12 protein-coding genes are annotated in these 15,285 nt (G+C 62.2%); 5 read left to right on the forward strand and 7 right to left on the reverse strand.

Annotation, left to right across the window (positions count from 1 at the left end; genetic code table 11):
* Nucleotides 1-683 precede the first annotated feature (683 nt).
* Nucleotides 684-1,229 (forward strand): YaeQ family protein, encoded by a 546-nt coding sequence (locus ACEWPL_RS13520; RefSeq protein WP_393934576.1) that lies wholly within the window; start codon nt 684-686, stop codon nt 1,227-1,229.
* A gap of 134 nt (nt 1,230-1,363) precedes the next feature.
* Here the strand turns inward: ACEWPL_RS13520 and ACEWPL_RS13525 are convergent, their stop codons facing one another.
* Complete coding sequence (locus ACEWPL_RS13525; RefSeq protein ID WP_393934575.1) at nt 1,364-1,864, reverse strand: hypothetical protein; 501 nt, start codon at nt 1,862-1,864, stop codon at nt 1,364-1,366.
* A complete protein-coding gene (locus ACEWPL_RS13530; protein WP_393934574.1) occupies nt 1,861-2,571 on the reverse strand; it encodes a helix-turn-helix transcriptional regulator in 711 nt (236 codons plus the stop codon). Before ACEWPL_RS13530 ends, ACEWPL_RS13525 begins: the two co-directional genes overlap by 4 nt.
* Before the next feature lie 724 nt (nt 2,572-3,295).
* On the opposite strand from ACEWPL_RS13530, the gene ACEWPL_RS13535 reads away from it, so the two are divergent.
* The 4 genes from ACEWPL_RS13535 to ACEWPL_RS13550 all read left to right on the forward strand — a co-directional run bounded on the left by ACEWPL_RS13535 (nt 3,296) and on the right by ACEWPL_RS13550 (nt 10,614).
* A complete protein-coding gene (locus ACEWPL_RS13535; protein ID WP_393934573.1) occupies nt 3,296-5,032 on the forward strand; it encodes a hypothetical protein in 1,737 nt (578 codons plus the stop codon).
* A gap of 153 nt (nt 5,033-5,185) precedes the next feature.
* Nucleotides 5,186-7,237 (forward strand): type I secretion protein ATPase, encoded by a 2,052-nt coding sequence (locus ACEWPL_RS13540; RefSeq protein ID WP_393934572.1) that lies wholly within the window; start codon nt 5,186-5,188, stop codon nt 7,235-7,237.
* 13 nt (nt 7,238-7,250) lie between these two features.
* Nucleotides 7,251-9,281, forward strand: a complete 2,031-nt coding sequence (locus ACEWPL_RS13545) for a type I secretion system permease/ATPase (RefSeq protein WP_393934571.1) — start codon at nt 7,251-7,253, stop codon at nt 9,279-9,281.
* Nucleotides 9,274-10,614: an HlyD family type I secretion periplasmic adaptor subunit gene (locus ACEWPL_RS13550; protein ID WP_393934570.1), complete on the forward strand. Its 1,341-nt coding sequence runs from the start codon at nt 9,274-9,276 to the stop codon at nt 10,612-10,614. The genes ACEWPL_RS13545 and ACEWPL_RS13550 overlap by 8 nt, the downstream gene beginning before the upstream one ends.
* Before the next feature lie 258 nt (nt 10,615-10,872).
* Here the strand turns inward: ACEWPL_RS13550 and ACEWPL_RS13555 are convergent, their stop codons facing one another.
* The 5 genes from ACEWPL_RS13555 to ACEWPL_RS13575 all read right to left on the reverse strand — a co-directional run bounded on the left by ACEWPL_RS13555 (nt 10,873) and on the right by ACEWPL_RS13575 (nt 15,251).
* Nucleotides 10,873-11,805 carry a GumC domain-containing protein gene (locus tag ACEWPL_RS13555; protein ID WP_393934569.1) on the reverse strand — a complete coding sequence of 311 codons (933 nt, stop codon included), beginning with the start codon at nt 11,803-11,805 and terminating at the stop codon, nt 10,873-10,875.
* Nucleotides 11,802-12,332 (reverse strand): winged helix DNA-binding protein, encoded by a 531-nt coding sequence (locus ACEWPL_RS13560; protein ID WP_393934568.1) that lies wholly within the window; start codon nt 12,330-12,332, stop codon nt 11,802-11,804. The genes ACEWPL_RS13555 and ACEWPL_RS13560 overlap by 4 nt, the downstream gene beginning before the upstream one ends.
* The gene (locus tag ACEWPL_RS13565) at nt 12,329-13,633 is read right to left on the reverse strand and encodes a TRAP transporter large permease (protein ID WP_393934567.1); all 1,305 of its coding nucleotides are present in this window, start codon (nt 13,631-13,633) and stop codon (nt 12,329-12,331) included. Before ACEWPL_RS13565 ends, ACEWPL_RS13560 begins: the two co-directional genes overlap by 4 nt.
* Nucleotides 13,633-14,184 (reverse strand): TRAP transporter small permease, encoded by a 552-nt coding sequence (locus ACEWPL_RS13570; RefSeq protein WP_393934566.1) that lies wholly within the window; start codon nt 14,182-14,184, stop codon nt 13,633-13,635. The genes ACEWPL_RS13565 and ACEWPL_RS13570 overlap by 1 nt, the downstream gene beginning before the upstream one ends.
* 71 nt (nt 14,185-14,255) lie before the next feature.
* Nucleotides 14,256-15,251, reverse strand: coding sequence for a TRAP transporter substrate-binding protein (locus ACEWPL_RS13575; RefSeq protein ID WP_393934565.1), 996 nt, complete (start codon nt 15,249-15,251; stop codon nt 14,256-14,258).
* Nucleotides 15,252-15,285 lie beyond the last annotated feature (34 nt).

A 15,285-nucleotide genomic window follows, 5' to 3' on the forward strand; every position in this document is an offset into this window, starting at 1 on the left:
TGATCTCCTTCTCGTCGAAGATCAGCAGACTGCAAATCGTAGCTTATGTCAGTGTCCGAATTTCGGGGGGTAGCTCAGTTTGCCCACGCGTATAGTTCCGAAGGCACGCGCTCCGGAGATGCTGCAACGGAAGAGGCCTACATCACCTACGTCCCCACCGGGCAAGTCCTTTGGGTTCTCGTAGATGGTGCGGATCAGGATCATATCCTGCTCCAGCCCGGTGGCGGATCTCCCTTTGACCTTCTAGTCTAAAGGCTGGAGCCGGCCCCGAAGCCAAGATGACAGATCAATCCTGTGGCTTCGTGGCCACGTGCCTCGGCGGGGCGATGTAGCGGCTGCGTTCAGACCCGCTCCAACAATCGGCCCGCCGTCGATGCCGGTCCCAAAGCTGCAATCCCGCCGCTGCAACCCACATTTGAACCCTCTGCGCTATCACTGGCGGGTGTCCAATGACTTGCCGTGCCTTTCTCAAAGTAGCATTTGTGCCGGTGTCTGACCGGTTCGGCGAGTGGACAGTGACCGAAAATTGTCATGTTTGCTGTTTCACGCGGCGGTGGCCGACGATCTGAAAAGGGTTGGGGGTCAAACTTCGGCGACCCCCACCATTGATTACGTTTCTATCTGCTTTCCAAAGGTCACCAGACGGAGTAGGCATCCCGATCCTTGAGGATTTGGGACCAATCATGGCGCAGAATGCCACCATCTATAAAGTTGAACTTTCCGTCTCCGACATGGATCGTCACTATTATGAGACCCATAAACTGACCGTTGCCAAGCATCCGTCGGAGACGGATGAACGGCTGATGGTTCGCATTGTCGCGTTTGCACTAAATGCCCATGAGCATTTGGAAATGACGAAGGGCCTTTCAACGGATGACGAGCCGGACATTTGGCAGAAAAGCCTGAGCGGCGAGCTTGATGTATGGGTGGCTCTGGGCCTTCCCAGCGAGAAGGTGATCCGTCAATCCTGTAGCAAAGCCACCAAGGTGGTTATCTATCCCTATGGAGGCAGGACTGCCGAGATGTGGTGGGACAAGATCAAAAACAGCACCACCCGTTTTGATAATCTTCACGTGATGAATTTTTCCGAGACCGACACAGGTGCATTGGCAAAACTGGTGAGCCGGGCGATGAAGCTCCAGGTCAATATTCAGGACGGCGATGTGATGGTCGGTGTTGATGATAGCATCGTTTATGTCACCCCGGTAAAATGGAAAAGTGCTGAGTAGTTCACCGCCGCAGTCACTAATACGGGTCAGAATTGCTCATTTGCGGCCGCCTCAGTCGGATGTGCCTTTCCAATGCTCGTATGGGGGTAAACTGCACCGCAGCGCGGGTTCTTGTGATTGAAGTGGTCGCACCCTTAGCGCGGATAGCCGAAATCAGCGATCAGGCGCCAGGTATCGCGGTTGATGTTGCTCAGCTCGGCAATTGCGGCTGTTAAGCCTTCGGCGGCGACGGCATCCATCGGATCGATTTGCCCCATCCTCAGACTGTCCTTGCGATCCGCGATTCGCATCAGGATCGTGCGCGGATTGCCCCCCTCGCCGTCGAAGGCGTAGATACAATGATTATATCTGTTGCGTAGCGCAGACTGCCTCTGAATGCGCCGCGTCAGGGCCAGTATCTGGCCGCGCTGATCCGCGTCGATGCGGGTCAGCTTGGATAACCGCTCGACCATGTCGATGCGGGCGCGCGCGGTGCTGAGCGTGAGGAAAACGATCGTCGCCGTCTCCTTGTCCATCTTTCCGAGGCCGGCAATGAGATGGATCAAAAGGCTTTCGGTATTCGCCCAGGCATAGTTCAACTTGCCTATCAGCAGCAGGAAGGCGTCGAACTCGGGTGCTTGGGGCGTGTCCGTCATGGTTTTCGGCCCCGGGCACGGTCAGCGTGCGACAGGTACCAGATTGTCGCCTCGGTGCGGTTGCTGACACCCAGCTTGGCTATGAAATGGTGCATGTGGAGTTTGACGGTATGTTGCGACAGGCCGAGATCATCGGCGATGATCTTGTTCTGCTTGCCCTCGGCGGCGGCGCTCAAAACCTGGCACTCACGCTCGGTCAGATGCACGGTTTGCTCCGGCTCCGGCCCGGCAGGCGATGCCGGGTTTGACGGAACGCCCCGCGAGGCCGAGATGAGGTCTGCAGGGACGTATCGCTCGCCCCAGATCAGCAAGCGCAGGGCCGACAGCCAGTGATCCATTTCCACGCCCATCGGCAGGAATCCGATATTCTCTGATCCGGGAAATTGCCGCTCCTCGGCGATCAGTCGCAGGGCCAGGTCGCGGTTTCGGTAGGCCAAGGCCAGCCGGGATTGCGGAAATCGCTGCTGCACTGCCGGAAGCGCCTCTTGCAGATCGGTCAACATACTCTCGGCCACGATCACAAGCCGCACTTGGGCCGCCTCTGTTTCAGTCATCGCAACCAGATCAGCCAGCGCGGGAAGGCGGCGAAAGGTGATGCAGGAGATTTCCTCCGCCGCCAGTCTGAAAGCCGTATCTGAAAAACAAAGTGCACTTCCAATGAACATGCAGACGAGGTTTTGCGACTTTTCAGTTTCGGCTGGTAGCATGGTGGATACTCTTCTTTCAGGCTTAGCGGCGCGAGTGGCAGGCAGCGAAAGCCAGTCGCACCCGATCAAACCTGAACCGGCTTTCCGATGGACACGGCGAAATATACGGGCTGCATTGATCGGCGGACGGGCCGGTCGAGGCGTAAAATCGCCATGTGATGTCGCAGGACGCAAAATCTAGAATTCAAATCCGTTGAGTTATTGATAACACAATTGGTAGCGATTGTCCGCTGATGATTGCACTGATCGGCGATTCTTTATTGACGATTCCACTTCACGCTCTAGCCGCTCCTCTTCGAAGCTAGCAACAGGGACTAGTCCCTTTGACGGCGTCAAGAAAATTGCCCCGTATTTTCAGAAGTTTATACGCACACGCCTCCTAGCGCTTTTGTGTATCTACCGCGATCCAACCTAACGTCCGACAATTGCAGAGCCGCACATGTCTGCTGCGGCAGAGTGAAATCACCGCACCCGATCCGGCCCTCATTTGATGAGTGTCTACCAACCTTGCCTAGTTTTGCAGGGCCCGAGAGAGGTGTGCGCTATCAGGGGGGGATACATCACAAAACCATGAAAACAGGTGCGACCCGAGCGGGCCCGGACGGTCTTGTCCGTCCGTCGCAAGCCGCGCTCGCAACCGACCACATCAATAGAAACCTCATCTGAACGATGACCGCTTTTGATAGAGTGGCGGTCCGGCAGATGTCTTTCAGGAGATAGTCCAATGAGCAACAAGCACTCATGGAACAGCCTCAACTTCTGGGGCGATCACGGCCACGGCAGCCAGGATCAGAGTCAGGATCAGGACCAGGATCAGTTGCAGGCCCAAGCCGAACTGCAGGCTCAACTTCAGGGCCAGGCACAGTCGTCTCACAGCGACAACGACAACGATAACGGCAACCATAACGGGAATGGCAACGGGAACCTGAATGGCAATGGGAACCTGAATGGCAACGGCAATGGCAACCATAACGGAAACGGCAACCACAACGGAAATGCCAACGCCAATGCCACGTCAAACGCCAACGGAAACCTGAATGGTAATGGCAACATCAACGCCAACGGCAATCTGAACGGCAACCACAACAGCAACACGTCCAATACCGATGTGCATGTTGGCGTCGATATCGACATGAAGGGTTGGCAGCCGACGGATGACGACTTTGCCGATATCGACATGCATGGGTCGACCGCAGGTGACTTCATCATGGCCAAGGGCGATATCGACTACAGCCCCGGCGATGACATGAACCTCGATGACATCCTGAATGATGCCCTGAACGGTGCCGGCAACGATTCTGCGACGGTCAACGCTCAGAGCAACAAGCTGATCGACAATGATCAACTCGATCATGTGTCGAACAGTGGCACCATGAACCAGACGAACACATCGACTGGCGGCACGGCAAAGGCCGATGACGGTATCTCGGCCGGTGCTGATGGCGGCAACGGTTCGGGCACTGCCAACTCCACTGGTGGCGGGGCCCTTGGCGGTCTGGGCATCGGCGGTGCGGCAGGCGCCATCGGCGGCGCGAGCGGCCAAGGTGGCGGCGCGGGCGCATCCGGCGGCACAGGCGGCAACGGTGCGGCGGCGACGGCAGCAGGTCTGGGCCTTGGTCTGGGCGGTGCATCGTCGGGCGCCGGGGCGACCGGTGGTGAAGGCGGCGACGCCGCATCGATCGCGGCTGGTCTTGGCGGTGGCACGGGCCTTTCGGGAGCGGCCGCAGGCGGCGGCGACTCGGGTGATGCCGGTGGCATCGGCGCAGGTCTCGGCGCAGCAGGTGCTGGTGCCGATAGCTCAAACACCGGCGACGCCGGTGCGCTGGGCGCGGGTCTGGGCCTTTTGAACCTGGGTCTTGCAGGTGCCAACAACGGCGAGACGGGTGACACCGACGCCGATGCACTCGGCGCGGGCCAGGGCATTGGCCTTGGGGCCAGCGGCGATGGTGGTGATGCAGGCGCAGCTTCGGGTGCCGCCGGTATCGGCATGGGCATGGCTGGTGCGGGCGATGCCACCGGCGGTGCCGGCGGCGGAGCAGGCGCAGGCTCGGAGGCGATCAATACCGCCTCAGGCTCGGCTGGCATGAACAGCGCATACGGCGGTGACGGTGGCAACGGCGCTGGCGGCTATGCAAATGGCGGAGCATCCGGTGACGCCTATGGCGGTAAGGCCTTTGTCGGCGAGACCTACGCTGGCGGAGGACATGCCGGGAATGCCGGTGACGCCTATGCTGGCGGCGGCGGTGCTGGCGGCAATGCCGGAATGTGGGGGTCGAACAATGGTGACGATGGATATGTCACCGGCGAATCCTTTGCCTCGGCGGCGTCGCAGATCGACACCAGCGCGTTCAACCAGACCATCGTGATGGGCGCCAACGTCCTGGGCAATACCGTCGACATGACTGTCGTCGGCGGCTCGTTCAGCTCCAGCTACATTGGAGATGATAGCGACGGTGCATAAGCACCAAGGCAAATCTCGCCCGGGTCCGGCATCTGCCGGGCCCGGGATTTTCACCTCTGCAGACAGTCCGAGACACGATCGCAAGAAATTGCGCAATAAAAGCACCAGACGACCCGGGGGGCAGGCAGCCAAAAATTTGAAAGCGAGGCTGCTATGACGTTGGATAAAGTGACCGAAATGGTCGCGCACATGATCGGGATATTTCACACCGAAATCGAAGATCAGCGCATGCGCGACATCTACACAGCGTTCAAGGCGATAAAGGCCGATGCGCCGGAGGCGGATCCGATTTCCGCGATTTCTGTTACCTTGAAGGCACCTTACGAGTTGGGCAGTTTTGCGCCGCGCATCGTCTATGACGATACACCGCCCCCGGCACAGACGCTCGAGCCTTTCGCACCGGGCTATGTGCAACTGGGCCAGGCCATTGCAGTCAGTGGCGGTTTTTCAGCTCCCCTTCAGATCACGAATGCCATCTACAGCTATCCCTCCACGGGAGGCATGGCGCGAGCGGTCCCGACGCTCGAGCCTCCGGGCAGCGTCGCGGTCGTCACGGTTCAGATTGCCACGCTCTTTGATGACGATCTCTTTCTGCCCGCTGGCAGCACGATCACGTTTGCCGATCCCAGCATGCTCCTGGCGGATCTGGTCCAGTATCAGCAAGTCGCCGACACCATGATGGCCCCGCTGGACGTGAGCCCGCTGATGCCGGGCCCCACTGCGCATCAGGGTGCGATTGCGCTGCATGAGACGATCGCCACTTTTGATGGCGGGGGTGCGGTGGGCGCAACCGTCTACGTCGCCCATGGCGCCGCTGCATTCGGCGTGATTGAAAACGGCGTCGAGACAGGTGAGGCGTCCCAGCTTGATGATGTGATGCCCTCCTATCTCAGTGCAAAGGCCGGCCGAGAGGACACGCCGGCCAGCGAGGAAGATGGCGCGCACGAGTGGCCGGACCCATTCGCTGGTCTGCCAGACATTGACGCGCCCGGGCCTTACCGGCCCGATGTCGAGGCCGGCAACCTGGTGGTCGCGGGCGGCAACACGATGATGAACCAGATCGCCATAACGTCTGCGTGGCTGGATGCGCCGGTGATTGCCGTGATGGGCGATGTCGTCCATCTGAACTCGATCGCGCAGACCAATTTTGTGGTTCAGCATGCGTCGGGCGGTATGGGTGCCGCCGCAGCGTCGATCTCTCTCAACAGCGCGTCGATGTCATTTGTCTCCTCTGCTCCGCCTGCAAGCGCTGAGGAAGAGGACGCAAGCGACGCACCTCAGCTTCCCTCCAATTGGGCGGTGACGCGGATAGAGGGCGATCTGATCTCCGTCAATTACGTCAGCCAATACAGCTTCGTGACCGATCATGACCGCGCCGAAATCGCGTTTGGCGGGTCCGAAGCGTATATCGGGCTGGGTGACAACACCGTCGTCAACCTCACCGATCTGGCTGAGCTTGGATTTGGCTACGATCTGATCCTGGTCGGGGGGGCGATGATCTCGGTCAACTGGATACAGCAGACGAACATCCTGATCGACAATGACACAGTCACTTACTCCGGCGCTTTTCCGGTCGGGCTGCAGGTCGGCATGGCAGCGGGCGTGCTGGCTGGCGAGAACCTGGCCTTCAACGGCGCACAGATCACCGCAAACGGCCTCGACGACTATACCGGGATGCAGGATCATTTTTCCGCCGCCGCGGGCAGCATGGCGGCAGGCGGCACCACGATTGGCGCCGATGTGGCGCATGATGCGCTGTTCGACGGGGTCGAGCTTTTGCGCGTCTTATACATCGAGGGGGATCTCGCGACCGTCAACTGGCTGGAGCAGACCAATATCCTTGGCGATTCAGATCAGGTTCACATGGCGCTGGATCAGTTTCAGGACGCCACCGGCGCTGCGGCCCAGATCATCACCGGATCGAACGCGCTGACCAATCTGGCAAGCATCACGCAATACGGCACCGACTCGGTCGTGATGGTGGGCGGCGACGTCTACGATGATGCGTTGCTCTATCAGGCCGAGTTGATTGACACGGACGCCGATCCACTGGGGACGATGATGCCCGCCTTGGCCCCGGCAGCGGTCGCGTTTCTGGCGGACGACATGCTGGACGCAAACTCGTCACAAGTCGAAGACATGATCGGGCCCACGCCCGGCGAAGGGCACGCATCCCCCGACCTGATGCAAACAATGCTTGGCTGAAAGGACCGGGATCATGAGCCTAGACGACATCAAGCGCAAGCGTGCGGCCAGTCTGCTTCCCCCAGAAGACCAAGCTGATACAGCGCGCCGCGCCGATCCCTTGCCACTGAAACCTGATCAACGCATTGATGGCGCGGAAAAGGCGGATATGCGCACCAGCCGTCCCGCGCGCGGATTGGGCGGCGAACAGATCGACGCCGATACCGGCCCCATTTTGAAAGCCGGGGTGGGAGGCAAGCCCCCGGAGAAAGCGGGCGGAGGTGGCGGCGGTGGCGGTAATGGCGGCGGCCCGGGATTTCACAAACGCGCGGGGCCTGATCAATTCGTTCAACAGCTGAACAAAGGTGTGAGCGCCGTGCGCCGCAACCTCGGCTTTGTCCTGGTGCTGACTTTTGCGACGAATGCTCTGGTGCTGGCGATACCGATCTATCTTTTCCAGATTTCGGACCGCGTCCTGACCAGCCGGTCGCTCGATACGCTCATCATGCTGACTGTCGTGATCGTCGGTGCGGTCGTGTTTCAGTCCATCTTTGACGCAGTGCGGCGCTTTATCCTGATGCGCACCGCCGTCGAGGTCGCGGTGCGGCTGGGCTCGCCGGTGCTGAGCGCGGCAGCGCACGCTTCGCTCTACGACAACGGGCGACAATATCAGACATTGGGCGATCTGCAGCAGCTCCGCGGCTTCCTGACCTCGGGTACGCTGATCTCGTTTCTCGATGTGCCGTTTGCCCCTTTGTTCATCTTCGCCATTTTCCTCGTGCATCCGCACTTGGGCATGATCGTCGTCGTCACCGCGATCGTGCTGATGGTTATCGCGTTCATCAACCAGAACGTCACCGCCAAACCCTTTGCCGAGGCGAACATGGCCCAAAGCCGCGCGAACATGCATCTCGATTCCATGTCGCGCAACAGTCAGATCATCAACGCCCTGGCGATGGTGCCCGAGGCGGTCGCCCTATGGGGGCGCGACACGGCCAATTCGCTGCGCGCGCAGGTCAAGGCGCAGGATCGCAACATAATCTGGGCCGCGGTCTCACGCGGCTCGCGGTTGTTGACCCAGATCGCGATGCTGGGCTGGGGGGCATTCCTGGCTATCCAGGGGGAGATTACCGGCGGCATGGTGATCGCGGCCTCGATCATCGCAGGGCGCGCCCTGGCCCCGATCGAGGGGTCGATCGAAGGCTGGAACGGATTTCTTCTGTCGCGCTCTGCCTTTGATCGGATCAAGGCGCTGATGCACAACTCGGTCCAGCGTTTCGAAAAGCTGCGCCTGCCGAACCCCGAAGGCCGCCTGAATGTCGAGCGCCTTCTCTACGTGCCCGGCGGGACCAAGCAGGTGATCCTGAACGGGCTGACATTCAGCCTCGAGCCCGGCGAGTCCCTGGCCGTGATCGGCAATTCCGGCGCAGGCAAAACGACGCTCGGGAAAATGCTGGTGGGGTCGATCCTGCCGACGTCCGGCAATGTCCGGTTGGACCTGATGGATCTGCGCAATTGGGACACCCGCCAGTTGGGCGAGAATATCGGCTATCTCCCACAGGACGTGCAGCTTTTCCCCGGCACGATCAAGGCCAACATCGCGCGGATGCGCACCGATGCATCGGATGCCGACATTCACCGCGCCGCCCTCTTGGCTGATGTGCACGACATGATCGCGATGCTGCCCCACGGCTATGAAACGCAAGTTGCCGCCGACGGATCGCCCCTCTCGGGCGGCCAGAAGCAACGCATCGCGCTTGCCCGCGCCTTCTTTGGCAATCCGCGTTTTCTGGTTCTGGACGAGCCCAACTCGAACCTCGATGCCGCCGGCGACAAGGCACTGGCCAATGCCATAAGCCACGCGGGCGAGAATGGAATAACCGTGGTCGTCATCACGCAAAAGCCATCCCTACTGAGCGTGGTGGACAAGATCATGCTGCTGGCCGATGGTAACGTGGCGATGTTCGGTCATCGCGTGCAAGTCCTTCAACAATTGGCCCAGAGGAATGGCGGCAGCAACAGTGCCATCCCGGGCCAACAGGCCGGAGGACAGGCCAATGTCTGATCTGACGCTCTATACCGCAAAGGCGGAATGGTATGACGATGTCCCGCGCTCGGTGTCGAAACTGATCATCTTCGGGCTCGCGCTCTTCGTGCTCAGCTTCGGCGGATTTGGCCTATGGGCGTTTCGCGCGCCACTGGCCGCCGCCGTCATATCGCAAGGCAGCTTCGTGGCGACGGGGCGCAACAAGATCGTTCAGCATCTGGAAGGCGGCATCATCAAGGAGATCCTGGTCGCCGAAGGCGATCAGGTGAACGCCGGCCAACCGCTTGTCCTTCTGGACGAGACATCCGCGCTGGCCACCGAGCGCGAACTGTTCCTGCGCCAGGTACGTCTCGAGGCGATGGAAACACGCCTCCTTGCGCAGCATAGCGGCGCAACCCAGCTTTCCTTCGCGCCGCATATCACCGCTCTGCGCAGCGATTTCGACATCGCCTCGATGCTGGATGCGCAGCAGATCACGTTTGACGCCTCGGCGCAGCAGTTGCGCAACGACATCGCCCTGCTCACCCGCAGCATCGAGGCCTTGCGCGTGCGCTCGGCCGGCTATGATCAGCAGCTGATCGCGGCGCGCACTCAGCTGACGATCCTCTACGAGGAGTTGGAAGCAAAACAGTCGCTTTTGGATAAGGGGCTGGTGCGTAAATCAGATGTCAATGTGCTGCGCCGCTCAATTGCCGAGGCCGGCGGACAGATTGGCCGCCTGACCGCCGAAATCGGCGAAATCGCCGAGGTGACGCGGCGCTACGAGGCGCAGATCGCACAGACGGTCAGTGAGCGCCAGAAAACCGCGCTGGACGAGCTTCAGATCGTACAGTCCGAGTTGGAAAGCGTTCGCGAGCAGGTCAGGCGTGCCGAGAACATCCTCAGCCGCGCCGAAGTCCTCGCGCCTGTCTCGGGCACCGTGGTCCGGCTGCATTATCACACCGCCGGCGGCGTCATCGAGAGCGGCAAAGCCATCGCCGAGATCCTGCCCTCGGGCGAGCCTCTGATCATCGAGGTGTCGATCCCTCGCACCGAGATCGACGTGGTCCGCAAGGGGCAGGAGGCCACGGTACGTCTGACTGGTCTGAACGCTCGGACGACGCCCATCCTCGTTGGCAAAGTGTTCTATGTCTCGGCGGATGCGATCATGGACAGCAACCAGGACGTGCCGCAGGAAATCTACATTGCCCGAGTGTCCGTGCACCCCAGCGAGCTGAAGCGCGTGCGTGGTTTCACCCCGACACCCGGGATGCCCGCCCAGATCATGATCCAGACCGAAGAGCGGACTTTCATCCAGTACCTGATGAAACCGGTAACTGACAGCATGACGCGAGCCTTCCGCGAGCAGTGACGCGCCGCGTGCGCATAGGCTCACATTCCGGACATCGCATTGACCCCGTTGCTAAGGCGGAGCGCAACGCAAGAGGCTGGCTCAGTACTTCGACGCGTGCCGTCAGCGGAAAGCCTCGGGCTATGCATGGTGCAACAAGCAGGGCGTAAAGTTGTCGCTCGTTGCAGGTACCATGAACGCGCGCGAAGCACTGAAGGTGCACGTCCCAAGCCCCCGGATCGCTATCAGAACAACGCTGACATCGTATCGAAAACGCCTCTACCCTTGCCGAAGGGCGGAAAGTAGCCGCGGCAGGATCAAGGGCGTGAGATACATCGGCACCTGGTAGCAACCTACGAAAAGCAGAAGATGCGTTACCATCTCGGGCGGTAACGCGGCCAGGAATATCGCGAGGTTGCGATTGCCGGCGGCGATGGCCAGGGCACCTGCCTCAGGGGCCGGAAGCGCGGCACGCGAGCTGTACCAGACGGCGATGGCCGGGCCGAGATTGAGCGCGAAGGCGACCGCCACCAGGGCCGGGAGCGTCACGTCCAAGGCCAAAATAGCCGGACCCACGGCCGCCATCAGACCGATCACGACCAGCGCCATGCAGAGCGCCAGCGCCCCGTCGATCGCGGCGACCGCGCCCGGACGGCGCAGCCGCGGGATCGCGGCGCGGAGCGCGAAGGCCAATCCGCCCGCCAGTGCAATCACGACCAGAAGGCGCGCGGCCCCGATGACGACTGCCCCCAGATCGGGGAAAATCGGCAGGACCGCAAAGACGGGCACAGCCGTCAGCGGCAGCAGCGCGGTTCCCAGAACCAACTGGCGCAACGCCGCCGCAGGATCGGCGCCGCTCATCAATGCCAGGCCGGGCGTTCCGGTAATCGGCGCGCCTGCCAGAACAAGCACGGTGCCAAGCCCCGCTGCCGTATGCAGCAGACCCGCCCAAGCCAGTACACCGGCCGCGATCATCGGTGCCACCAGTTGCAGCGCCAGCGTCAGACCCAGCGCGCGGGGCAGGGCCGCCCGGCGCGGCATGGCGGCGCGCGCGCCAATCCGCAGCGCCGACAGGAACAACAGGAGCGCGATCAGCGGCACGATGGCGCCGGCCATGGCGCGCGCCAACCACGGCAGTGCGATGCCGATGACCAATCCGGCAATCAGCAGCCAGCGGCCATGGCGCGCACACCAGCCAAGCGCGCGGCTCACAACGCCGCCGCCGCCCGCGCCGCCTGATCGTAGCTGCCCGAGAGCGTGCGCAGCAGCGCCGAGAGGCGCGAAATTTCGGCCGGGTCGATCCCGGCGGCCTGCGCGCCGCGCACCAGAAGCGCCTCGCGTATTTCCGCGTAGCGGGCGCAGAGTTTGGCGCCCTGATCCGTGATGGCGGCGGTCTTTTCCTTGGCCTTGCGCCCGGTCTCAACCAGGCCGCGCTCGGCCAGTTTGCGCAGCGCGTAATTGACCAGATGCGTGTCCTCGATGTTCAGGACAAGGCAGATATCGGCAAGGGTTTTGGGCCGGTCCCGGTGGTGAACAAGGTGAAGGATCAGCACTTCGAGCGATGACATGCCCGGCGCACCTGCGGCGGTCATGCAGCGGGTGATCCAGCGTTGAAAGGCATGGTTCGACATGGTGATGGCGAATTCCAGCTCCGACAGCTCCGGCAGGTCCGACGCGGCCAGATGCGCCGAACTGACCACATGGCCGATGGGGGACGTATCGGGGCCGCCCTCGCTCATCGGTTCAGCATCGTTCCGGGCAGCCAGAGGGCGATCTGCGGAAAGACCGACAGGATCGCCAGTGCCAACACCAATAGCCCAAAGAACGGGGCTGCATAACGCGCAATGGTAAAGATGTCGCGCCCGGTGATCGTCTGGAGCACAAAGAGGTTGAAGCCGACGGGCGGGGTGATCTGGCTCATCTCGACGACAAGCACCAGGAAGATGCCGAACCAGATCGGGTCGATCCCCGCTGTCATGACCATCGGCAGGATGATCGACACGGTGAGAACCACGATTGAGATCCCGTCGAGGAACATGCCCATGATGATGAAGAAGACCGTCAGCGCCGCCAGCAGCGCATAGGGCGACAGCTCCATTGCGCCGATCCAGGCGGCGAGTTGCCGCGGGATGCCAGTATAGCCCATCGCCACCGTCAGAAACGCCGCCCCAGCAAGGATGAAGGAGATCATGCACGTGGTGATCGTGGCCGCGCGCAACGAGTCCCAGACGCCGCGCAGGCTGAGCGCGCGTGTGGCCCAGGCCAGCAGCAGCGCGCCTGCCACGCCGATCACCGCCGCCTCGGTCGGGCTGGCGACGCCCGCGTAGATCGAGCCGATGACGGCCACGATGAGGATGAGCACCGGCAGAAGGCGCGCGGCGGCGCGCAGCGCCTCGGCCAGCGATGTGGCCGGTTCCGCTGCGGGCATCCGGCTGCGGTTCAGCATGGCCCAGAGCATGATATAGCCTGAAAAGAGCGCGGCCAGCATCAGGCCCGGCACGACCCCGGCAAGGAAGAGGCGCGCGATGGATTGCTCGGTCGCGGCGCCATAGACGATGAGGATGATCGACGGCGGAATGAGAAACCCGAACGTGCCGGAGCCGGCCAGCGTGCCGATGATCATCCGGTCGTCATAGCCGCGCGCGCCGAGTTCCGGCACCGACATGCGGCCGACCGTGGCGGTCGTCGCCGCCGACGAGCCCGAGACGGCGGCAAAAAGCGCGCAGGCCATCACGTTGACATGCAACAGGCCGCCCGGCAGCCGCGTGGTGAAGGGCGAGAGCCCCGAGAACATGTCCGAGGAGAGCCGCGAGCGCACGAGGATCTCGCCCATCCAGATGAACATCGGCAGCGCGGTCAGATCCCAGACGGTCAGCCCGCCCCAGACCTTGGTGGCAAAGACCAGCGACGCGGGCGCGGGGGCAGAGGTGATCATGGCCAGAAGCCCGACCGCGACCAGCGCAAACCCGACCCAGAGCCCGGCGGCAAGGGTGGCGAAGAGGACCAGAACAAGGAGCGGCGCAAGGGTGGCGATTTCCATCAGCTTGGCTCCTCACGCTCGGCCTCGGCGATATCGAAATCAGGCCGTTGGCCGATGATCAACTGAAAGGTGGCCTGCGCCAGCGCCAGAGTGAAGAGGCCCAAGCCCAGGGTCATCGCCCCTTGCGGCCACCAGAGCGGCACCTTGACCATGCCGAAGCTGACCGCGCCGAAGGTGTGGCTGTCCAACGTCTGGAGCAGGCTGGACCACGTGGCAAATCCGCCTAGGGCCGTGGCCCCCGCCGCCACCAGCGCGCCCAGCCAGCGCGCGGGGCTGGCGGGCAGCGCGCGGGTCAGCAGCGTGACGCGAACGTGCCCCCCGGCGCGCAGCGTGCCCGCCATGCCCAGAAAGACCGCAGCGACAAATAGAAACCCGCCAATCTCGGCCAGCGACGGGATGGTCAGGCCGGGCGGCGGCATGTCCATCGCGCGCGCCGCCCGGTCAATCAGCCTGCCGGTGATCTGCACCAGCACAAGCACCGCAATGGCGGCGAGGGCGGCGGCGGCCAGCGCCAGCGCGCCATCATGCACGCGGTCAAGAAAACGGCGCATCGCGCTTCCCTTCGGGATATGTTGCGGTGGTAAAGCGGCGCGGGACGGCGTGGCCCCCGCGCCGCCCCGGATCACTTGATCGACGCGCGATAGTCCTCGACAACCTTCGCGCCCTCGTCGCCAGCCTCGGCCAGCCATTCGTCGGTCATGGTCTGGCCGATCTCGGACAGTTGCTGCGACAGCTCTTCGCTGGGATCGGATACGGTCATGCCATTTTCCTTGAGCGTTGCGATCTTGTCCTCGGTCTCGGCGCGGCTCATTTCCCAGCCTCGGGTCTCGGCGGCCTTGGCGGCCTCCATCAGCGCGCTTCGCTGATCCTCGGGCAGACCGTCCAGCGCATCGGTGTTCACGATCACCATATTCTTGGGCAACCAAGCCTGCGTGTCGGTGTAGTTATTGGTAAAATCCCAAGCCTGGCTCGACACGCCGGTCGAGGGCGAGGTGATCATGGCCGCGACACGCCCGGTCGAGAAGGCGGTTGGGATATCGCCGGTTTCCAACTGGGTCGGCACCGCGCCCATCAATTGCGCCAGACGCTCGGTGGCCGTGTTGTAGGCGCGGAAGCTTTCGCCCTCCAGATCGGCGGTCGAGGTGATCGGCTCTTTCGTGTAAATGCTCTGGCCCGGCCACGGCACCGCGTAGAGCAGCGTCAGCCCCTGATCGGCCAGCTTTTGCTCGACCACTGGGCGCGAAGCATCCCAGAGCGCGCGGGATTCGTCGTAATTGCTGGCCAGGAACGGAACGGAATCGATGCCGAAGATCGGGTCTTCGTTGGCCAGCCGGGACATCAGCGTCTCGCCAATCGGCGCAAGGCCGCGGCGGACGGAATCTTTGATTTCGGGATGGCCGAAAAGCGATCCGGCGGAATGCACCGTGATGTTCAGCCCGCCATCGGTGGCGGCCGAGACGTCCTCGGCGAATTGCTGAATGTTCTGGGTGTGGAAAACGCTGTCGCCATAGGGCGTGGGCATGTCCCACTCGGCGGCAGCGGCGGGCAGCGCGAATGCCGCAGCTGCAATTGCGCCGGTCAGCGCTGTGGCAAGAGGTCGAGTAAAGTGAAAGCTCATCGCGGGGTTCCCTGTCATTGTCGGGCAGACGTTT

It is taken from the genome of Roseovarius roseus (assembly GCF_043355935.2).
GTDB classification, from domain to species: domain Bacteria; phylum Pseudomonadota; class Alphaproteobacteria; order Rhodobacterales; family Rhodobacteraceae; genus Roseovarius; species Roseovarius roseus.